This window comes from Gammaproteobacteria bacterium, from assembly GCA_016195665.1.
In the GTDB taxonomy this organism is placed as follows: Bacteria; Pseudomonadota; Gammaproteobacteria; order SURF-13; family SURF-13; genus JACPZD01.
This window is the reverse complement of record JACPZD010000026.1, coordinates 1-20,051: the sequence shown is the minus strand read 5'-3', so window position 1 is coordinate 20,051 and position 20,051 is coordinate 1. Positions and strand designations below refer to the sequence as shown.

Annotated in this window: 18 protein-coding genes and 1 pseudogene; 8 read left to right on the top strand and 11 right to left on the bottom strand. The window is 57.8% G+C overall.

Going from position 1 to position 20,051, the window contains the following annotated elements; genetic code table 11:
* Nucleotides 1-140: 140 nt before the first annotated feature.
* Nucleotides 141-995 carry an HDOD domain-containing protein gene (locus HY028_07345; GenBank protein MBI3344650.1) on the top strand — a complete coding sequence of 285 codons (855 nt, stop codon included), beginning with the start codon at nucleotides 141-143 and terminating at the stop codon, nucleotides 993-995.
* 10 nt (nucleotides 996-1,005) lie between these two features.
* Here the strand turns inward: HY028_07345 and lysS are convergent, their stop codons facing one another.
* Together lysS and prfB are read right to left on the bottom strand one after the other, a co-directional pair.
* Nucleotides 1,006-2,502, bottom strand: coding sequence for a lysine--tRNA ligase (gene lysS / locus HY028_07340; protein ID MBI3344649.1), 1,497 nt, complete (start codon nucleotides 2,500-2,502; stop codon nucleotides 1,006-1,008).
* 100 nt (nucleotides 2,503-2,602) lie between these two features.
* Nucleotides 2,603-3,662, bottom strand: a protein-coding gene (gene prfB / locus HY028_07335; GenBank protein MBI3344648.1) for a peptide chain release factor 2 whose coding sequence is annotated in 2 segments (ribosomal slippage) — nucleotides 2,603-3,625 and nucleotides 3,627-3,662 — 1,059 coding nt in all. Because the reading frame shifts where the segments join, the coding sequence is not laid out codon by codon here.
* A 78-nt stretch (nucleotides 3,663-3,740) separates the two neighbouring features.
* Here prfB and HY028_07330 point away from each other — a divergent pair.
* Complete coding sequence (locus HY028_07330; GenBank protein MBI3344647.1) at nucleotides 3,741-4,505, top strand: YdcF family protein; 765 nt, start codon at nucleotides 3,741-3,743, stop codon at nucleotides 4,503-4,505.
* 146 nt (nucleotides 4,506-4,651) lie between these two features.
* Here HY028_07330 and HY028_07325 read toward each other — a convergent pair whose 3' ends face one another.
* The 3 genes from HY028_07325 to HY028_07315 all read right to left on the bottom strand — a co-directional run bounded on the left by HY028_07325 (nucleotide 4,652) and on the right by HY028_07315 (nucleotide 7,726).
* On the bottom strand, nucleotides 4,652-5,890 hold the full coding sequence (locus HY028_07325) for a hypothetical protein (protein MBI3344646.1): 1,239 nt from the start codon (nucleotides 5,888-5,890) through the stop codon (nucleotides 4,652-4,654).
* Between the two features lie 124 nt (nucleotides 5,891-6,014).
* Nucleotides 6,015-6,728: a nucleotidyltransferase family protein gene (locus HY028_07320; GenBank protein MBI3344645.1), complete on the bottom strand. Its 714-nt coding sequence runs from the start codon at nucleotides 6,726-6,728 to the stop codon at nucleotides 6,015-6,017.
* Nucleotides 6,725-7,726, bottom strand: a complete 1,002-nt coding sequence (locus HY028_07315) for a phosphotransferase (protein ID MBI3344644.1) — start codon at nucleotides 7,724-7,726, stop codon at nucleotides 6,725-6,727. Before HY028_07315 ends, HY028_07320 begins: the two co-directional genes overlap by 4 nt.
* 302 nt (nucleotides 7,727-8,028) lie before the next feature.
* Between HY028_07315 and HY028_07310 the strand changes: the two genes are divergently transcribed.
* The 4 genes from HY028_07310 (at nucleotide 8,029) to rsmA (ending at nucleotide 13,617) form a co-directional block, all read left to right on the top strand.
* Nucleotides 8,029-10,257, top strand: coding sequence for an LPS-assembly protein LptD (locus tag HY028_07310; protein MBI3344643.1), 2,229 nt, complete (start codon nucleotides 8,029-8,031; stop codon nucleotides 10,255-10,257).
* Between the two features lie 156 nt (nucleotides 10,258-10,413).
* Complete coding sequence (locus tag HY028_07305; GenBank protein MBI3344642.1) at nucleotides 10,414-11,745, top strand: peptidylprolyl isomerase; 1,332 nt, start codon at nucleotides 10,414-10,416, stop codon at nucleotides 11,743-11,745.
* A gap of 95 nt (nucleotides 11,746-11,840) precedes the next feature.
* Nucleotides 11,841-12,827: a 4-hydroxythreonine-4-phosphate dehydrogenase PdxA gene (gene pdxA / locus HY028_07300; GenBank protein ID MBI3344641.1), complete on the top strand. Its 987-nt coding sequence runs from the start codon at nucleotides 11,841-11,843 to the stop codon at nucleotides 12,825-12,827.
* On the top strand, nucleotides 12,820-13,617 hold the full coding sequence (rsmA, locus tag HY028_07295) for a 16S rRNA (adenine(1518)-N(6)/adenine(1519)-N(6))-dimethyltransferase RsmA (protein MBI3344640.1): 798 nt from the start codon (nucleotides 12,820-12,822) through the stop codon (nucleotides 13,615-13,617). The genes pdxA and rsmA overlap by 8 nt, the downstream gene beginning before the upstream one ends.
* 152 nt (nucleotides 13,618-13,769) lie before the next feature.
* On the opposite strand, the gene apaG is transcribed toward rsmA, so the two are convergent.
* From apaG to pgl, 3 genes are read right to left on the bottom strand one after another with little or no spacing between them, the layout of a single operon-like run.
* The gene (apaG, locus tag HY028_07290; GenBank protein MBI3344639.1) at nucleotides 13,770-14,150 is read right to left on the bottom strand and encodes a Co2+/Mg2+ efflux protein ApaG; all 381 of its coding nucleotides are present in this window, start codon (nucleotides 14,148-14,150) and stop codon (nucleotides 13,770-13,772) included.
* A 49-nt stretch (nucleotides 14,151-14,199) separates the two neighbouring features.
* On the bottom strand, nucleotides 14,200-15,207 hold the full coding sequence (locus HY028_07285) for a glucokinase (GenBank protein ID MBI3344638.1): 1,008 nt from the start codon (nucleotides 15,205-15,207) through the stop codon (nucleotides 14,200-14,202).
* Nucleotides 15,204-15,962, bottom strand: coding sequence for a 6-phosphogluconolactonase (pgl, locus tag HY028_07280; GenBank protein ID MBI3344637.1), 759 nt, complete (start codon nucleotides 15,960-15,962; stop codon nucleotides 15,204-15,206). The genes HY028_07285 and pgl overlap by 4 nt, the downstream gene beginning before the upstream one ends.
* 127 nt (nucleotides 15,963-16,089) lie before the next feature.
* Between pgl and HY028_07275 the strand changes: the two genes are divergently transcribed.
* On the top strand, nucleotides 16,090-16,602 hold the full coding sequence (locus HY028_07275; protein ID MBI3344636.1) for a redoxin domain-containing protein: 513 nt from the start codon (nucleotides 16,090-16,092) through the stop codon (nucleotides 16,600-16,602).
* Nucleotides 16,603-16,633: 31 nt separating this feature from the next.
* On the top strand, nucleotides 16,634-17,344 hold the full coding sequence (locus HY028_07270; GenBank protein MBI3344635.1) for a DUF3047 domain-containing protein: 711 nt from the start codon (nucleotides 16,634-16,636) through the stop codon (nucleotides 17,342-17,344).
* On the opposite strand, the gene HY028_07265 is transcribed toward HY028_07270, so the two are convergent.
* The 3 genes and pseudogenes from HY028_07265 to HY028_07255 form a co-directional block, all read right to left on the bottom strand.
* Nucleotides 17,345-18,481, bottom strand: a complete 1,137-nt coding sequence (locus tag HY028_07265) for a PQQ-dependent sugar dehydrogenase (GenBank protein ID MBI3344634.1) — start codon at nucleotides 18,479-18,481, stop codon at nucleotides 17,345-17,347.
* Nucleotides 18,482-18,605: 124 nt separating this feature from the next.
* On the bottom strand, nucleotides 18,606-19,724 hold the full coding sequence (locus HY028_07260; protein ID MBI3344633.1) for a methyltransferase domain-containing protein: 1,119 nt from the start codon (nucleotides 19,722-19,724) through the stop codon (nucleotides 18,606-18,608).
* 101 nt (nucleotides 19,725-19,825) lie between these two features.
* Nucleotides 19,826-19,912: pseudogene (locus tag HY028_07255) on the bottom strand (DUF3641 domain-containing protein).
* Between the last annotated feature and the right edge of the window lie 139 nt (nucleotides 19,913-20,051).

Here is a 20,051-nt window from a genome sequence, read left to right as displayed (position 1 = left end):
AGACAGGGTGGGGGTAGATAAAACAGGGTATTTACTCAGGAGTCACATCATAAAGATTGTAACCTTACTTTGTGACTCCTGAGAAAAGCAGGCTGAATACTACGAATAACCAAAACACCCATAAAGATTTCGATAAGCCTATGAACGAAACGACGACCGGGATCGAAGAAAAATTTCTTGCCGATTTGTTGCGGGACATCGAAGAGAACCGGCTGGTGTTGCCCACCCTGCCGGAGGTTGCCCTGAAGGTACGTCAAGTCGTGGACGATCCGAAGACCTCGGCCTCTCAAATCGCCAGGATCATGGGCTCCGACGTCGCCCTCTCGGCACGGCTCATCCAGGTTGCCAACAGTCCTCTCTACCGGGGACGCAGCCCGGTGGATAATCTGCAAACCGCCATCTCGCGGCTGGGTAATGTCCTGGTACGCAGTCTGGTCACCAGCCTGGTGATGGATCAGTTGCATCGCGGTCAGTCGGTGCGGCTTAAAAAGCGGTTGACCGCGCTGTGGCAGCACAACACCCAGGTCGCCGCCATCAGCCACGTCCTGGCCGCTCACTTTACCTCTCTTAAACCCGACGAGGCGATGCTGGCGGGGCTGGTGCATGACATCGGGTCCCTCCCGATCTTGAGCCGCGCCGAGAAGGTACCGGAGTTGATTGATGATGAAGAGAGACTCGAGCGGATCGTCGCCCGGATGCACCCCCAGATCGGCCATCTGATCCTCAAGGCATGGGGCTTTCCGACCGAACTCGTGGCCGTCGCAGCGGGTCACGAGTATCTGCAACGCAACCCGGACGGCCCCGCCGATTACACCGACGTGGTCATCGCCGCCAACCTGCAGAGCTATCACGGCACTCAACATCCGCATGCCCAAGTGGACTGGAAGACGGTTCCCGCCTTCGCTCGCTTGGGGATAGACCCCGAACTCAGCATCACCTCCGAGGAAGAAACCGCCGTCGAGGTGGCAGAGGTGCAGCGCTTATTGACGTCTTGAGGCGCGGGCTTTAACCCCCCGGCCGCATGTGGGGGAACAGCAGCACGTCGCGGATGGAAGGGGAGTCGGTGAGCAGCATCACTAAACGGTCTATGCCGATGCCTTCGCCCGCCGTGGGCGGCATGCCGTGTTCAAGGGCGCGGATGTAGTCGGCGTCGAAGTGCATCGCCTCTTCGTCGCCCGCTTCTTTTTCCTGCACCTGTTTACGAAAGCGTTCGGCCTGGTCTTCGGCGTCGTTCAACTCGGAAAAACCGTTGGCGATTTCGCGTCCGCCGACAAATAATTCAAATCGGTCGGTGATGGACGGGTCCTTGCTGTTGCGGCGCGCCAGGGGTGAGACTTCCAACGGATAGGCGGTAATGAAGGTGGGATCTTTCAGGCGGCTCTCCACGGTCTTTTCGAAGATCTCCATCTGGATCTTGCCGACGCCATAACCGTCCTTGAGCGGGATGCCCAAACCGGCGGCGGCCTTGCGCGCTGCCTCCGGCGACTCGATATCGGCCGGCTTGAGTTGCGGATTGAACTGTAACACGGCTTCCTTCAAGGTCAGGCGCGTGAAGGGTTTGCCGAAATCGTATTGCTCACCTTGATAGGCTATCGTCGTAGCGCCATGAATGTGCTGCGCAAGTTGACGCAGCATGGTTTCGCTGAGATCCATCAGGTCACGATAATCCGCATAGGCCTGATAAAACTCGAGCATGGTGAATTCGGGATTGTGCTTGGTGGACAAACCCTCGTTGCGGAAGTTGCGGTTGATCTCATACACCCGCTCATAGCCGCCCACCACCAGGCGCTTCAGATACAGTTCCGGCGCGACGCGCAGGAACAACTGCATGTCCAACGCGTGATGATGCGTGATGAACGGCCGCGCGGTGGCGCCGCCGGGGATGACCTGCATCATGGGCGTCTCCACTTCCATGAAGGCGCGCGCCTCGAGAAACTGGCGGATGAAGGCGATCACTCTGGAGCGGATGCGGAAGGTGTCGCGCGTCGGTTCGTTCATGATGAGATCGAGATATCGCTGGCGATAGCGCGTCTCCTGATCCACCAGGCCATGAAATTTTTCCGGCAGCGGACGCAGCGCCTTGGTCAATAACCGGACGTCGTCCGTGCGCACCGACAATTCGCCGGTCTTGGTCTTGAACAGGGTGCCTTCCGCGCCAAGGATGTCGCCGACATCCCACTTTTTGAAATCTTCGTATACGTTGGGCGGCAAGGCGTCGCGCTGCACAAACAACTGCATCTGGCCGGACATGTCCTGCAACTGCGCGAAGGTCGCCTTGCCCATCACGCGCTTGGCCATCATGCGGCCGGCGATCTTTACGCGGAACGGTTGTGTTTCCAGCGCGGCATTGTCTTTGCCATCGTATTCGGCGTGCAGTTCACCGGCCAGTACGTTGCGGCGGAAATCGTTAGGGAATGGATCGCCCTTTTCGCGCAAGGCCGCAAGCTTGGCGCGGCGTTGTGAGATTTCGTCTGTTTCGTTTTGTTGGTTGTCGTCGTTCATATAAAAACAGATACAAGAGGAAAGGGGAAAGAGAAAAGGGGCAAAAACCCGAGTCTCTGCTTATACCTTTTCTCTTTTACCTTTCCCCTTTTCCCTGTTTTCATAATCCTTTTTTCAAACTCGCCTCAATAAAATCGTCCAAATCACCATCCAGCACCGCCTGGGTATTGGCCTTCTCCACGCCGGTGCGTAAATCCTTGATGCGCGACTGGTCTAATACGTAAGAGCGGATCTGACTGCCCCAACCGATGTCGGCCTTGGTGTCTTCCAGCGCCTGCTTGGTGGCATTACGCTTTTGCATTTCAAGTTCATAGAGCTTGGACTTCAACTGACTCATCGCCGTGGCGCGATTCTTGTGCTGCGAGCGGTCGCTCTGACACTGCACCACAGTATTGGTCGGCAGGTGGGTGATACGGATCGCGGATTCGGTACGATTGACGTGCTGCCCGCCCGCGCCGCTGGCGCGATAGGTATCCACCTTGAGATCAGCCGGGTTGATGTCAATCTCGATGCTGTCGTCCACCTCAGGCGAGACAAACACCGAAGCGAATGAGGTATGGCGACGATTGCCGGAATCAAACGGCGACTTACGCACTAAGCGATGCACGCCGGTCTCGGTGCGCAGCCAGCCGAAGGCGTAGTCGCCGGTAAATTTAATGGTTGCGCTCTTGATGCCCGCCACCTCAGCCGGCGAAACTTCGATGAGTTCCGGATTAAAGCCGCGCCGCTCGCCCCAGCGCAGATACATGCGCAACAGCATGTTGGCCCAGTCCTGCGCCTCGGTGCCGCCGGAGCCGGCCTGAACGTCGAGGAAGGCGTTGTTGGCGTCCATCGGCCCGGAGAACATGCGGCGGAATTCCAGATCCTGGAGCTGCTTCTCGCGCGCGTCGAGATCCTTGCAGATGGCGTTGACCGCAGCCTCGTCGTTTTCCTCGGCGGCCATCTCCAACAACTCCTGCGCCTCGCTGAGCCCTTCGCCCAGTCGCGTTAAAGTAGCGACAATCTGTTGCAGTTGGGCGCGCTCACGTCCGAGTTCCTGGGCGCGTTCGGGGTTGCTCCACACGGCGGGATTCGCCAGCTCGCGCTCGACCTCGGTCAGGCGCTCAGCCTTGGTATCGAAGTCAAAGATACCCCCTGAGGGCGGCGCTGCGCCCTTGCATATCCTTGATGCGTTGAAACAAGGGATTAAGTTCGAGTACAGTCACAGTAAGTTGATTTTAACATGCTCAGGAGCACTTATGGAGATTCTAATTACACGTGGTATCGAGGCTTGGTTACTTCCGCCCGGCGGTTTTCTGCTGCTCGCTGCGCTGGGGGCGATATTGTTGCGTCGCAGGAAGGTTTTGGGCCGGGTGTTGATCTCGCTAAGCATGATCGGACTCTACGCCCTCAGCCTGCCGTTGACGACGCAGTGGTTGATGCGCACTCTGGAAACGCATCCCGCACTGACCGCAAATGATTTGCAGGCGCCGCGCGCTCAGGCCATCGTGATCCTCGGAGCAGGCCGGTACGCAGCGGCTCCGGAGTATGGCGGCGACACGGTTTCGGCGCTTGCGCTGGAACGGCTGCGCTACGGTGCGCGACTACATCGCCTCACCGGCCTGCCGATCATCGTCTCGGCCGGCGACCCCTTTGAGCGCGGAGTGATCCCTGAAGCGGTTCTGATGAAAAAGACGCTGACCGAGGATTTTCAGATCACTGATGTCGAGACTGAAGAACAAAGCCGCAGCACGGCGGAAAACGCACTCTACACAAAGGCGCTACTCGACGAGCACGGAGTCGAGATCTATCTTGTCACCCATGCCTGGCACATGCCGCGCGCCATGCACAGTTTCGCTCGGGCGGGCATCAAGACCATCCCGGCGCCAACCGGATTCGCTTCCATGCCAGCGCAGGACACACCTGAAGTATTACGCTGGCTGCCGAACGCGCACGCCCTGAGCAAGAGCGCCCTGGCGCTGCGCGAGATGGCGGGGATGGTTTGGTACAGAGTGAGGTATTAATATTTACCGCAGAGGACCCGGAGGAAATTTGAATGGAATACAAAACATGCGCCCTTTTCCCTCATAACCGCATAGGAAAAATTAAACACAGAATAGAGACTCAGCGTTCTCCGCGATAAAACCGAATTCATCACAATGAGGCATATTCAATCCAGATAGGCGTGGAGGTACTCCGCAGCTTGCGTGATGCCGGAGGGGACGACCGGTGACGGGGCGGGCAGCGCCCAAAGTGTTTCCAGATGTCCCAGGACCTCGCCTTGTCCCAGACGACTGCGATCAATCTCCACACAACGGCCGTGGCGCTGCAACCAGTCCACGAGGCAGGGCTCCTCAGGCCAATCATTGCGTTTGACGTACAATACGGGCGTTCCATTGCAGGCAGCCTCGGCGAAGCTGCCATAGCCGGGTTTGCCTATCAGGGCGTCGCAACTTCTCAGCACATCGGTAAAGTGCATGCCCAACTGCTCCAGAATGATTACGTTCGGGTGATTGACGTTCCAGTCCGACTGTACTATCCAGTAGATATCCCGAACAGACGGCCATTGTTCGACAGGTAAACGCAGGGCAATGCCACCGGGCGCAATCAATACCAGGCGAGCCTTGTCAGACAAAGCCAGGCGTTCGTTGATTTCATGACGGCGATCGATCCCAACCCGCGCGACCGGGCCGATGGGCCGCCGCTTTGCGATGTCCTGCATCGGCATGGCGGGTTCGGTCTGATAGAAACCGGCGGCGCTGTTGTAGGCCTCGACAATCTGGCGGTGGATCTCCTCGGCCTCGGGGCGAGACCGCCCGGCCTTGCTACTGCCATGTATGGAGCCAATGAATCGGGCAGCCTCTCCCTCACCCGGCCCTTCGGGCCACGGCTGCGCCCCCCTCGCTTCGCTCTCCCCAAGGGGAGAGGGAGAATCGGTGCGGCCTTCGGCCGCAGGTTTATGGGCTGGGGCGCAGTAATGCAGATAAATGTCCGCCCAGTTGAGCGAACACATAGCCACGGCGGATATACCGGCCGCAGCGGCGCCGGCCAACGGCAAATAAGCAACATTCGATAACAGCAAATCAGGAGCAAGCCCTTTGAGTAGCCGGGCCTCCTGTTGAATCCTCCTCTCCCAATGCTGGTGGAACTGTGCATAGGCCTCAGCACTCTCCTCGACCTTCACATCGAGCGCAGATGACATGACCATGCCGATGTCGCTGTTTGTCGGAAGATGTTCAAACTCACCTTCAAAACGCGCGCGCAACAAGGTATGAGGCACTGTGCTGCGCAGGGTGAGACGTAGATCGGGTATGCGCCGGCGCAACTCATTCACCACCGGCGCGGTCTGCGCAGCATGTCCAAAACCGTGCGCGCTGAGCACGACCAAGAGGTGCGGAGGGCGTTTCATTGGTTCTGAGTTAGGGAAACTCTGAAAAATATATCGCCAACCGCCAAGGCGCCAAGGTCACCAAGAAAAAAGCTTGAATTTGTAAAGAAAAGTCTTGACGTCTTGGCGGTTCAACATGCATAAATCAGAGCTTCCTTAGAAATTGATCGAGCTGTTGCAGCCGCTCCGGCGTGCCGATGTCAAACCAGGTTCCCCGGTAGTGCTCGCCGGTGACCTGGCGTTTTTCCATGGCCTGGCGTAACAACGGCGCGAGCGGAAATTTTCCCGGCTTGCATTCGGCGAACAACTCCGGACGGTACACGCCGATGCCGCTGAAGGTAAGCCGGGCCTCACCCTGCGGCTTCGCCCCCCTCGCTTCGCTCTCCCCAGGGGGAGAGGGGAAGTGGTCGTATACATATCCCGCGCTCAATGCGAAATCACCATCTGAATGGTGCGGCGGATTATCCACTAACACCAGATGCGCGAAGCCTTCCGGGTCGGCGGGTAATTGAGCAAAGGGGTAATCGGTCCAGACGTCGGCATTGACGACGATGAAGGGCCCGGCGCCCAACAGAGACAGTGCGTTAAAGATACCACCGCCGGTCTCCAGCGCCTGCTCGCCCTCTGGCGAATAAAAAATCCGCACTCCGAAGTTACTGCCATCGCCCAACACATGTTCGATTTGTTCGCCAAGACGCGCATGATTGATGATGATTTCATAAATACCGGCGCGCGCCAGGTTCTCGATGTGATAGCCGATAAGCCGCTCCCCTCCCGCCGTTAACAAGGCCTTGGGGGTATGGTCGGTGAGCGGGCGCATGCGCTCGCCGCGGCCGGCGGCAAGTATCATGGCCTTCATTCAGGCAACACCGAGAGGCGCGGAACAATCGCCTCGCGCAGCAAATCGTACAGCGCCTGCAATTCTGGATAGCGGCGGCTCACCGCCACCACATAGCCCAGGGTGCGGGGGATGTCTTGGAGATAACCGGGTTTGCCGTCCCGGATGTGCAGACGTGCGAAGATGCCGATGGCCTTGAGATGACGCTGTATGCCCATCCAGTCGAACCACCGCAAAAATTGCGTCTCGTCATCTTCCGGCAGGATCCCTGCCTTGAGGAGACGCTGGCGGTATGCCTTGGCCCAGGCATACACTTGATCGGGCGGCCAGGCGATGTAACAATCACGCAACAGCGATACCAAGTCATAGGTGATCGGCCCTATCACCGCATCCTGAAAATCCAGGATGCCGGGATTATTAATATCCGTGACCATGAGATTACGCGAGTGGTAATCACGGTGCACACAGACCTTGGGCTGCTGCAGCGCCGATTGCGCCAGTATCTCAAAAATTTGCTCAAGCCCGTTGGACTGCGCGGGCTGCAACTGCAAGGATAAGTGTTGCCGCACGAACCAATCGCGGAATAGCGCCATCTCGCGCATCAACAGCGCATGGTTATAAGGCGGAAGTTCGATGAGTTGACTGGTGCACCGCGACTGCAATACCAGCAATGCGTCGAGCGCATCGCCATAGAGTCTTTCTGCGGTAGTACTATTAAGTTCGGTGAGATACTGGCGCGAGCCGAGATCACTGAGCAGCAGAAAGCCCTGTTCAAGATTCACCTCCAGGATCTCAGGGACATGGAGCCCCAGACTGTAAAGTGCACGCGCGATGACGATGTAAGGGCGGCAATCTTCCTGCGCGGGCGGCGCATCCATCACGATACGGGTCTGCCCGTCGTAGCGGATACGAAAATAGCGCCGGAAGCTCGCGTCGCTGGAAGCCGGCGTGATCTCAAACTGTGCAAGGCCAATATCCGAGCGCAGCCAGCGGGTGAGTTGCGCCAGGCGTTCAGGCATCGGGGTAGGTAGTGTCGAAAAGATCATCCGGCTGCGGAATTTGGGTCGCCATCCCCGCGCGGGCGGGATCGCCTTTTGGATGGACTTGATCCAGATTGGTGCTATTACCGTAAGAATAGCGCCTAAGGATAGGATAATTATGTATTTTTTTAGAAGTGCTCGGCAAGGGGCAACCTATCTGCTTAGAGTTAAGGATTGAACAGCAAGCCATTCTATGCGATTTTAGGGAACTACACTGATTTTGCAGCCCGCGACATGAATCGCGGGGAATCAATTTTGATATGCCTTAAAGAGTTTCTCACGTGTCTAATCGTCTCAGCCTGGTCGGCCTTATCCTCGTTTGTCCGCTCGCCGCCGCTCAAGGCGGCGCCGTTCTTCCCTCCGACTGGATGCTGTGCGGAGAACCCGGCGGCCCCTCGCATCAACATGAGCCACAGCCCTTCAACGCCAAGGGCGATGAGGCGACCTATCTCGACGCCGATGAGAGCCGGGCCACGGATAACGAAATCTTCGAGTTCAGCGGCGATGTCAAAGTGCGCCGCGGCAACCAAAGGCTCAATGCCGACACGGCGACGTACAATCAGCCGCAGGATACCGTAGAGGCGCACGGCAATATCCGTTTCGAGCAGGATGGCTTGACCGTGGAGGGCGGCAGCGCCAGGCTGGAACTGGGCGCGCGTCACGGTCAGGTTGAGGCGACGCGTTACGGCCTGGTGCAGCGCCATGCGCGCGGCGAGTCGTCCCTGCTGGTGATGGAAGATCCCAACCACACACGCCTTACCCAGGCCACCTTCACCACCTGCAATCCCGGCCATGACGATTGGTTGCTGCATGCGAGCGACCTCAAACTGGATCACGAGCAAAACATCGGCGAGGCGCGCAACGTCTGGCTGGAATTCAAGGGTGTCCCGTTTCTCTATCTGCCCTATATCAATTTCTCCCTCACCGACGAGCGCAAGTCCGGTTTTCTCACGCCCAGTTTCGGCACCTCAGATCAGGTCGGCACCGACATCCACATTCCCTTCTACTGGAATATCGCCCCGCAACGCGATGCGACCCTCACCACACGCATGATGAGCAAACGCGGTGTGCAGCTTCTGGGGGAGTTTCGTTACATCAGCCCGGCCGGCGGCGGCCTCACCAACATAGGTTATGTCCCTAACGATAACGTGCTCGACAAGTCGCGCGCTTTCCTTTCCACCCGCAATGTCTGGAATTTCGCACCGCGCTGGAGCAGCGAACTGGAGTTCGGCTACGTCTCGGATAGAAACTATTTCGGAGAGCTGGGCACCAGTTTGAGCGTCGCCAGTACCACGCACCTCGAGCGGCGCGCCGATGCCACGTACCGCGGCGATCTCTGGTCGCTCACCGGGCGCGTGCAGAGTTATCAAACAGTGGACGAATCGCTGCCCGGCAGCGCCCGGCCCTACCAGCGGCTGCCTCAGTTGCTCGTCAAGCTTAATCTGCCGCAACAGGCCTACGGCAGCAACGCCCTGTTCAACGGCGAGTATGTGCACTTCTACCGGCGCGACAGCGTGGTCGGCGACCGGATTGACCTGCAACCCGGTATGAGCCTGCCACTGGTGAATGCCTACGGCTTTGTTACGCCCAGCCTGAACCTGCGCTATACCCAGTACGCGCTGGATCAACAGACGACGGGCACCGGCGGCAGCTCTCCCTCGCGGACCTTGCCGGTATTAAACCTGGACAGCGGCGTTTATCTGGAACGCGACCTGAGCTGGAGCAATGCCGCTCTGCTGCACACCCTGGAGCCCCGGCTGTACTATTTGTATGTACCGTACCGCGATCAATCGTCGCTGCCGGTGTTCGACACCAATCTGCTGGATTTCAGTTACGCCAACCTGTTCCAGGGTAACCGCTTCAGCGGCGCGGACCGGGTCGGTGATGCGAATCAAATCACGCTCGCCCTCACCTCCCGATTGCTGGACAAAGAGAGCGGCAGGGAACGGTTCAACGCCAGGATCGGACAGATCGTCTATTTTAGCGATCGCCGGGTGGTGCTTCCGGGCAACAGCGCGGAGACCCTGAATGTCTCCGACATCGTAGCCGAATTGAACAGCAGCGGACTTATCCCCGATTGGAAGGCAAGCGCGGGCCTGCTGTGGAACCCACAGAGCCAGGACATAGACAAGAGCACCCTCGGATTTGAATATAAACCTGACAACCAGCGCATACTCAAGCTAGACTATCGGCTGCGTCGTAATGAACTGGAACAGACCGACCTGGCCGCGCTGTGGCCGCTGTCGCAGCAAGCGGATCGTCGAATCAACATGGTCGGCCGCTGGAACTATTCGCTGCGGGACGGGCGCACGCTCGAGGCCCTGATCGGCATGGAATACGACACCTGCTGCTGGGCGCTGCGCGTTGCGGGCCGCCGCTTCGTCAGCAACGTCGGCGGCGACACCAACAACGCCCTGTTTCTGCAACTGGAGTTGAAGGGCTTGACCAGCTTCGGCCACCGGGGTAAGCGCGGGCTTGCGGGTCTGCTGGACCCTGGTACATTTAGATAGAGAATTTTACTGAAGGCATCTCTGATTTACTCGTGCTGAACCGCCAAGACGCCAAGATTTTCCCTTATAATTCAAGCCTTTTTCCTTGGTGACCTTGGCGCCTTGGCGGTTGGCGATATATTTTTCAGAGCTTCTCTAACATTTGGAAAGATTATTATGAAAGTTGCCGTACGCTACTCATCCATCGTTTTGTTGTCCTGGTTGATCTGCCTCTCATTCTTCCCGATCAACGCCGCTCACGCCGCAGCCTCCGCCACGGAGGTGGACCGCATCCTCGCCGTGGTCAACGACAATGTGATTACCAAGACCGATCTGGAAGCGGAAAAACACACCGTGACCCAGCAAATGCGCCAGCAGAATATCGAGATCCCGCCGAATGACGTTTTGAACCAACAACTCCTGGAGCGGCTCATCCTCAAGCGCCTGCAACTGCAACTCGCCGATGCCTCGGGCATCAAGGTAGACGATGACACGCTCAATCGCGCCATCGAGACCATCGCCAAGCAAAATAACATGTCGCTCAAAGAGTTTCGCGGCGTACTCGAACACGACGGCTTCGACTTCGCCGCCTTCCGGGAAAACATCCGCACCGAGATCGTTCTCTCGCGCCTGCGCCAGCGCCAGATCGCCAATCGCATCACCGTGACGGAGCAAGAGGTGGAGAACCTGCTCGCCACCCAGAAGCTGCAAGGCGACACAGGCGGCGGCGACAGTGAATATCACATCGCGCAAATCCTCATCGCGCTTCCTGAAGCGCCTACTCCGGAGCAGGTGCAGACGGCGAACAAAAAGGCCGAAGAAGTGTTGGCCAAATTACGCGCCGGCGCGGACTTCAAGCAAACCGCCAGCGCCGTCTCCAACGACCAGCAAGCCTTGCAGGGCGGCGATCTGGGCTGGCTCAAGACGGGACAATTGCCCACCCTGTTCGCGGAGGTTGTCCCCGCCATGAAACCAGGCGATGTTTCCGATCTCATCCGCAGCGCCAGCGGTTTCCACATCGTCACGCTGCTGGACAAGCGCGGCGGCGCGCAAGGCGGGCGCATCGTCAAGCAATCTCAGGTTCGCCATATTTTGGTGCGCACCAACGAACTGGTTTCCGACAAGGAGGCAGAGACCCGCCTCGCGCAACTCAAGCTGCGTATCGAGGGCGGCGAGGATTTCGCCTCGCTGGCGCGCTCTCACTCCGACGACGCCGCCAGCTCCGTGAACGGCGGCAGTCTCGGCTGGGTCAATCCCGGCGACCTGGCGCCGCGCTTCGAGGAGGTGATGAATTCACTGCAACCCGGCCAGATCAGCGCCCCCTTCCAGACCCAGTTCGGCTGGCACATCGTCCAGCTCATAGATCGCAGGGATCACGACAACACCGAGGAATTCCGGCGCTCCAGCGCCCGTGAACTGATTATGCAACGCAAGACCGAAGAGGAAACGCAAGCCTGGCTGCGCAGTTTGCGGGATGAGGCGTATGTGGAATATAAGACTGAGGAGTAAGTGTGTAGGGTGGGCACGTTGTTTGTGCCCACACGGAATCATATGCAGTTGACATGTGGGCACAAACAACGTGCCCACCCTACCAACTTTAATAAATGATCCCCCGCCTCGCCCATACTCCAGGTGAACCCGCCGGTATCGGGCCGGATCTGTGCGTGCAGATCGCTCAAGAGGTGTGGCCTGCTGAAATCGTCGTGGTGGCTGATCCTGTTTTGCTTGAACAGCGTGCGCGCATTTTAGGATTGCCCCTGCGCATCGAGCATTTCGATCCTCATACGGCGCCTGCCGCAACCGCGCCGGGTGTGCTGAAGGTTTTTCCCGTAAAGCTGGCGTGTGCTGTAGTTGCAGGGAGACTTGATCGGGGCAACGCGCCTTACGTGCTTGGTACCTTGCGCGCCTCCGTTGCAGGATGCATGGACAAGACCTTCGATGCCCTGATAACCGGCCCGGTGCACAAGGGTATTATCAACGATGCCGGCATCGCCTTTTCCGGCCACACCGAATTTCTCGCCGAGCAGACGCACACACCACAGCCGGTGATGATGCTGATGACGCCGGGTTTGCGCGTCGCGCTGGTGACTACCCACTTACCCTTGCGCAAGGTGAGCCAAGCAATCACCCACGCGCGCCTCGAAGCAGTGCTACGTGTGCTGCATCATGATCTGGTGACGCGCTTTGGCATTGCCCGGCCGCACATCCTGGTGTGCGGACTTAATCCGCATGCGGGTGAGGGCGGGCACTTGGGGAGCGAGGAGAGCGAGGTTATCGAGCCCGTGCTGGCGGCGCTGCGCGCCGAGGGGCTGCACCTCACGGGACCGCTTCCCGCCGATACCCTGTTCACTCCGAAAAATCTGGAGGCGGCCGACGCCGTGCTGGCCATGTATCACGACCAAGGCCTGCCCGTGTTGAAATACAAGGGCTTTGGCAACGCGGTCAACATCACCTTGGGTCTGCCCATCCTCCGTACTTCGGTAGACCACGGCACGGCGCTGGATTTGGCGGGGACGGGACGGGCCGATGCCGGCAGCCTCAAGGCGGCGCTACACGCCGCACTCGATCTGGTGAGACGCAGCCGTGGCTGAGCCGGGCGGCAAACACCGGCCGCGCAAGCGCTTCGGACAAAACTTTCTGCACGACCCCGGCGTGATCCGGCGCATCGTTGCGGCCATTCAACCCTTGCGCGGCGAACACATCGTGGAGATCGGGCCGGGATTGGGCGCCCTCACTTTGCCGTTGCTGCAAGCGACGGGTGAATTAGATGTCATCGAGTTGGACCGAGATCTCATCCCCAAGCTCACTGAATATTGCGCAGGACACGGCATCCTGCGCATCCACAACGCAGATGCGCTTCGCTTCGACTTCGCGCACCTCGCGGGCGACGGCCGAAAACTGCGCATCACCGGCAATCTGCCTTACAACATCTCCACGCCGCTGCTATTTCATCTGCTCGATCAGGCCGGCTGCATCCGGGATATGTACTTCATGTTGCAAAAGGAGGTCGTGGAGAGGATGATCTCCGCGCCCGGCGGTTCCGACTACGGACGTTTGAGCGTGATGCTGCAATACCGTTGCGCGATGGAGAAATTGTTTAATGTCGGCCCGGGCGCGTTTACGCCCGCGCCAAAGATCGAATCGGCCGTGGTGCGATTGACGCCTTATACGACTCCACCGGTGACAATCGAGGATGAAGCTCGGTTCGCCGCGCTGGTGAAACAAGCGTTCTCACAGCGCCGCAAGACCTTGCGCAACACTTTGCGCGGCAGGGTCACAGAAGAGCAGATGCGCGCCGCGGGCATAGATCAGAGCCGCCGCGCCGAAACCCTGAGCCTCGAGGAGTATGCGGTTTTAAGTAACGTGGCAAGCACTCTATAGAACTACATTCACCGCAGAGGGCGCAGAGAAACACAAAGGAAAATACACAAACCATCAAGGATGCAAAAGGAATAACATCAAATGGGTTTGTTTCTCCTCCGCGTCCTCTGCGGTGAATCGTTTTTACTACGCTCGAATCGTAGCGGGGGCGATCAGTGCAGCGTATTCGGCAGTGACAGCGTAAAGGCGGGTATCTCGGCGTCGAACTCGACGCCGTTGTCGGCCAGCATTTGATAACTACCCCGCATACTCCCCACCGGCGTCTCCAGCATCGTGCCGCTGCTGTATTGGAAGCCCTCGCCGGGCCGCAGGTAAGGCTGCTCGCCGACCACGCCTTCACCGCGCACTTCCTGCACCTTGCCGTTGGCGTCGGTGATGATCCAATGCCGCGTCAGCAACTTGGCCGGAAGAGAGCCGGTATTTTTGATGGTGACGGTGTAGGCGAATACGTAGCGGTGCAGATCCGGGATGGACTGCTCGCCGATGTAGGCCGTCTGGACATCAACCTTGATACTATAAGGAGATTTATTCATGCCCTTCATTTTCTCGCTAACCATCATGCTATGCAAGGCCTCATAAAGCTCATAACCGGGCCGCCGCCAGCGCCGCACCCATCAGCCCCACCTTGGGATTCATCACCACCCGCACCGGCATCTTTTCCAGCAAGTGCGACATCGCACCTTTGTTGATAAAGGCCCGGATGAATCCGCCCGCGTTGATTCTCTCAATCAGTTTGGGCGCAATGCCGCCAGCGATGTATACGCCCCCGTACGGCAGCGTAACCAAGGCAAGATTGCCCGCATAGCCGCCGTAGATGGCGATAAAAAGATCCACCGCCACCTGCGCAGTTTTGTCCATCCCGCTCAACGCCAGCGTGGTGATGGCGGTGGGCAGATCGTTATTCTGCACCAGGCGCTGCGGCAATGCGTCATTGGCCAAGCGGCTGCGGCTGCGCAGGAATTCATAGATGTTCACCAGTCCCGGCCCGCACAGGATCTTCTCGTAACCGGCGCGGCCAAAGCGTTTAATCAGGTACTCCAGCAGCGCGACTTGCAAGGTATCGGAGGGAGCGAATCCGGCGTGCCCGCCTTCGGACGGCAACACATCATAGCCCCCCGGCCGCGAGACCAGCAAGGCGATGCCGAGCCCTGTGCCCGCGCCAACCACCAGACGCGGGGCCTGCGGCACCGGCGGGCGATCCTGGAGATCCACCAGATCTTCACGAGCCAAGGCCTCGATGCCGTAACCGACGGCCTGAAAATCATTGATGAGCAGGATCTTATCGAAGCCGAGTTCAACGCCGAGAGTCTTGGTGTCCACCTGCCACGGCAGATTGGTCACCTTGACCGACTGCCCGCTCGGATTTTGCTCCACCGGCCCCGCCACACCAAAACAGGCGGCATTGATATGACGGCCAGCCGCCCAACCCGCCGCCTGAATAAACTCCTTCAACATAGCCGTAAAGTCGGAGTAGCGCGCGCTCTCATAGAGCTGCTCAAAGATGACTTGTCCCTTTTTATCCCCCTGTTGATAGTCGGCAATCTGCAGCAAGGTCTTGGTGCCGCCGATATCGCCCGCCAACACCTTCATCCGTTCACCCGATCGTGCAGTTGTGCAGCGGCGGCCTCATCCAGATACCACTCCATTTCATGAACGGGTTGCAAACGTTGTACGGGTAAGGGGGGTGACTCGGGCGCGCCCAGCGCCCGTCGCACAATCCCGGTCTTTTCTTTGCCTGCCGCCAGCATCAGGATATGCTCGGCATGGGCGATGACGGGCAGTGAAAGGCTGATACGCCAAGCCTTGAGCCTGTCCGCATAGACCGCCACCGCATAACGGTCTTCCCGCTCGGTAACCGCGATCCCAGCCGCAGGGAACAGCGAGGCGATGTGCCCATCCGGCCCCAGCCCTAACAGCACCAAATCAAATTGCGGCACGCCGGGAGCGACCGACTTAGGCAGGTGCTTGCGCAACAACTCGGCGTAGGCCGCGGCATCCTGGCGGATAGTGGCCAGGGTGACCCCGATGCGGTGGATTTGTTCGGGGGGGATGAGGACGTGGCGCAGCAGCGCCTCGCTCGCCATCCAGAAATTGCTGTCCTGGTGATCGGGCGGGACGCAGCGCTCGTCGGTGAAATAAATGTGCACACACAACCAATCAATCTCGCGCGCAAACGGCGCCGCCGCCAATCGCTCGTACAAACGCCTTGGCGTAGCGCCGCCCGAGAGCGCCACGTGGAACTCGCCGCGAGCGGCGATGGCCTCTGACGCAAGCGCCACCCAGCGCTTTGCGGCGGCGGTGCTTAACGCCTCCAGATCGGCCGATATTCGTATCTGTCGTTGCATCGCTAGCAAACACCCTGAATTATGATCCTTTTGTGATAACTATGTGATTTTTAATAGCTAGAGTATAAAGCTATCTTCAATAGATAACAGCACTGCTACTAGCACAGAGCGTGCCTAAAGGAGCCTTATGATGAGGATAATTTTAAGCTTATTAACAGGTCTGATAATGCTGACTGCCTATGCGGTTACACTCGCTGATAACCTTGGCCACCCGGCCCCGGAACTCTTGAACGAGACCTGGCTCAATACCAAGCCGCTGCATCTGACAGACCTGAAGGGCAAAGTCGTCATGGTGGAATTCTGGACCTATGGCTGCTATAACTGCCGCAATGTGGAGCCCTACGTCAAACAATGGAATAAAAAATTCGCCCCGCAAGGTTTGGTGGTCATCGGCGTGCACAGTCCCGAATTCGACAGCGAGCGCGACATCGAGAACGTCAAACGCTATGTGCGAGAACACGGCATCACCTACCCGGTGGCGATAGACAATGATTTCGCCACTTGGCGAAACTACAACAATCGCTACTGGCCGGCCATGTATCTGATAGACAAACAAGGCGTCATCCGTTACGTGCACATCGGCGAAGGTGAATACGCGCTGACTGAGCAGAAGATTCAATCATTGCTCGCCGAGGGCTGATAAAGTGCGGTCTACTACGCTAAAGTATCGACTGTTTTCAACGCTTCTTTTGCTTTCGATTTCCTCAGCCAACGCTCAGGAAATTATCGAGGCGGGGAAATTCTCCGCCGCCGGAGAAGGTAAAACACCGCCTGCCGGTTGGGAACCGCTCATCTTTCCCAAGATATCCAAACACACCGATTATGAACTGGTCAAAGACAACGACACCCTTGTCGTCAAGGCGGTGAGCGAGGCTGCCGCGTCGGGCCTCACCCGCAAGGTCGCCATTGATCTCAGCAAGACTCCCATCCTGCACTGGCGCTGGAAAGTGGATAACGTCATCCAAAAAAGCGATGTAACCCGCAAAGAAGGCGACGACTACGCCGCGCGCATCTACATCACCTTTGCTTACGAAGCCGACAAGGTTGGCTTCGGTAAAAAACTCAAATACAACGCAGGTAAACTGTTGTTCGGCTCCGAACTGCCCATCGGCGCGATCAACTACATCTGGGAATCAAAAACGCCCAAGGATACTATCGTCGACAACGCCTACACCGATTTTGTAAAAATGGTCGTTGTGGAAAGCGGAGCGGCAAACGCCGGCCAGTGGATGGAGGAAACCCGCAACGTCTATGAAGATTATAAAAAGGCCTTCGGCGAAGAACCACCCATGATCTCCGGCGTCGCCATCATGACCGATACCGACAACACAGGCGAGACGGCGACGGCTTATTATGGCGATATTATCTTCACCGGTAAGTAACTACTGTGAATCGCCTTTAACCAGGCGGTAAACGCTGCCCTTGTCCGACATGACATACAACTCTCCTTCCGCGTCCTCGCCAAACGACAATACGTTGCCGATCTCTCCCGCGTTCCAGTCGCGCTGTTCGGTCGCCTTACCGCCGGCGTATATGAAACTCTTGAGAAAACCTGCACAGTAATCAGAATACACATAGTGACCGGCGAGTTCCGGGATAGCGCGGCCGCGATAGACGAAGCCGCCGATCACCGAGCAGCCCTGGTTATGATCGTATTCCAACACAGGTAAAACGAGGCCGCTTTTGTTACAAGAGGGGCTGAACAACAGCGAAAAGCAGGATGACCCTTCCAAGATGTTCCAGCCGTAGTTGAGCCCCTTCTGCGCGGCCGGGACGACGTTGATTTCTTCAATCTTGTTCTGCCCCACATCGGCGATATATAAGAGATTTTCCTTGCGATCGAAGGCATAGCGCCAGGGATTGCGCAAACCGTAGGCCCAGATCTCGGCACGCACATCTTTGCGCCCGACAAAGGAATTATCAGAAGGAATCGCATAGGGATCGCCTTTATTCACATCAATCCGCAACATTTTGCCGAGCAGGGTTTTAAGATTTTGCCCATTGCCGTGCGGATCGCCCGCGGCGCCGCCGTCGCCCATGCCGATGTAAAGCATGCCGTCGGGACCAAACAGATTCAGCCCGCCGTTATGATTGGCGTAAGGCTGCTCGATCTTGAGCAGCAGCTTAGCCGAACCGGGATCAGCACGGTTAGGGTTGGAAGCTACATGGTAGCGCTCAATATGAGTATCGCCGTTTTTGTCGGTGTAATTGACGTAAAGAAATCCGTTCTTCGCATAATCAGGATGAAAAGCGACGCTCAGCAGGCCCTGTTCACCGCCGCTCTTTATCTTTCCAGCAATGTCGAGAAATGGGGTGGATAACAGCTTGCCGTTTTCGACGATGCGAATGCGCCCCGCTTGCTCGACAATAAACAAGCGCGCATCGCCGGATGGGCTGGTGAGGTAGAGAGGGTTTTTCAGGCCACTGGCAACTTCTGAGAGACGCAGCGTGATGTCTGCGTGCGCGACTTGGAAGAAGCAGCAGAGGAGCGGGAATAGGAATGCGATGTGACGCGCCATTGCTTATGATACCGCCATTCAATGGCGGCGCAAGAAGACCTTATGCACCGCAGGGGGCAAGATCAAAACACAATATTTCCCTCCGCGCCCTCCGCGGTGAATCGTTTTTTTAAAGATTTTGCGGCTAACAACAACCCGAGCTTACGCCGGTTTGCGTATGTGCCGCCCCTTTGGTCTCCGCCGCGGGGCGCAAGGCGCCGGCGGGCGCGCACCAATTGACCGGTTCGCGCTGCACGGCCGGTGCGATACCGATGAAATCATCTCTGTACGGACCTTCAGTCAGAAACTTATAAGTACGCTCGCAGACCGCCATTCGTTCGCCGCGTAGATAGACATGGCCCTCGTCATCGGTAATGGTGGCATACGGGCCGCGGTAGATGACGGCATGGCCGTAATCGAGACACTCCGTGTCTGCGCCTTTCACCGCCGTGAGCGTCACGGAGCGGAATTCGATGCCCTCGATCACTTGCCAGGGTTCGGCGTCCCACTTGTCATAACAGGCTGCGAGGAAACCGCTATCTTTGAAGGTACGGATAAACTCCTGTTCCTGAAATGCGCCGGAGATGCAGCCGCTCCACAGCATGGGATCGGCGCGCAGATGCGCGGGGACAACCTCGTCGCTCACGATGTCGGAAATCGCCACGCGCCCGCCGGGTTTGAGTACACGGAAGATCTCCTGCACCAATTGCTGCTTGTGCTTTTCATCCACCAGATTGAGCACGCAGTTGGAGATCACCAGATCTACGGAATTGTCGGCGATCAGTGGCTGCTTGCTGCGCTGCGCGGTCTTCCAGCCTTCGAGTGCGGCAAGATCGTTGGCGTTGCTCACCGGGTGCTCCGCCAGATAGCGCTCCATCGCCTCGATATCGAGCGCCAGATCTTCGATATAGCCCTTTACGAATCGCACCCGGTCGCCGCCCAGCGTTTGCGTCATCTCGGGCTGATACTTGCGCGCCAGGGCGAGCATGTCGTCGGTCATGTCCACGCCGATAACGCGGCCGTGCGGGCCCACCCGTTGCGCCGCCATGTAACAGATCTTGCCCGCGCCGCTGCCTAAATCCAGGACGACATCACCCTCACGCACATAACGGGAGGGGTCGCCGCAGCCGTAATCCTTTTCGATGATTTCCTGCGGCAGAATTTTTAATAAGCCCTGGTCGTAACTCACCGGACAGCATAAGGCGGCCTGACGTTCCTTGGCGCCTTCGGAATAACGCTCCATGACATTCTGTTGCACGTTCATAGTCTTTTCCTCATAAAAGAACTGCATTCACCGCAGAGGACACAAAGAGATAACATCAAAATCATTTTGTTTTCCTCCGCGTCCTCCGCGGTGAATCGTTTTTAATTTAACGCCCCACCGCAACTACTGCCCTGCCCGGCGGTGCAGCCGTAGCAATGATTCTTGACCACGATGCCGCGGCCTTCCAGTTGGTAGGGTGGGCACGTTGTTTGTGCCCACATGTCAACTGCATATGATTCCGTGTGGGCACAAACAACGTGCCCACCCTACACACTGCGTTCACCGCAGAGAACGCAAAGAGATAACATCAAAATCATTTTGTTTTCC

Excerpts from the sequence above, each read along its gene's own strand:
- HY028_07345 (MBI3344650.1), top strand. The coding sequence starts at position 141 with ATGAACGAAACGACGACCGGGATCGAAGAAAAATTTCTTGCCGATTTG.
- lysS (MBI3344649.1), bottom strand. The coding sequence starts at position 2,502 with ATGAACGACGACAACCAACAAAACGAAACAGACGAAATCTCACAACGC.
- HY028_07330 (MBI3344647.1), top strand. The coding sequence starts at position 3,741 with ATGGAGATTCTAATTACACGTGGTATCGAGGCTTGGTTACTTCCGCCC.
- HY028_07325 (MBI3344646.1), bottom strand. The coding sequence starts at position 5,890 with ATGAAACGCCCTCCGCACCTCTTGGTCGTGCTCAGCGCGCACGGTTTT.
- HY028_07320 (MBI3344645.1), bottom strand. The coding sequence starts at position 6,728 with ATGAAGGCCATGATACTTGCCGCCGGCCGCGGCGAGCGCATGCGCCCG.
- HY028_07315 (MBI3344644.1), bottom strand. The coding sequence starts at position 7,726 with ATGCCTGAACGCCTGGCGCAACTCACCCGCTGGCTGCGCTCGGATATT.
- HY028_07305 (MBI3344642.1), top strand. The coding sequence starts at position 10,414 with ATGAAAGTTGCCGTACGCTACTCATCCATCGTTTTGTTGTCCTGGTTG.
- pdxA (MBI3344641.1), top strand. The coding sequence starts at position 11,841 with ATGATCCCCCGCCTCGCCCATACTCCAGGTGAACCCGCCGGTATCGGG.
- apaG (MBI3344639.1), bottom strand. The coding sequence starts at position 14,150 with ATGAATAAATCTCCTTATAGTATCAAGGTTGATGTCCAGACGGCCTAC.
- HY028_07285 (MBI3344638.1), bottom strand. The coding sequence starts at position 15,207 with ATGAAGGTGTTGGCGGGCGATATCGGCGGCACCAAGACCTTGCTGCAG.
- pgl (MBI3344637.1), bottom strand. The coding sequence starts at position 15,962 with ATGCAACGACAGATACGAATATCGGCCGATCTGGAGGCGTTAAGCACC.
- HY028_07275 (MBI3344636.1), top strand. The coding sequence starts at position 16,090 with ATGATGAGGATAATTTTAAGCTTATTAACAGGTCTGATAATGCTGACT.
- HY028_07265 (MBI3344634.1), bottom strand. The coding sequence starts at position 18,481 with ATGGCGCGTCACATCGCATTCCTATTCCCGCTCCTCTGCTGCTTCTTC.
- HY028_07260 (MBI3344633.1), bottom strand. The coding sequence starts at position 19,724 with ATGAACGTGCAACAGAATGTCATGGAGCGTTATTCCGAAGGCGCCAAG.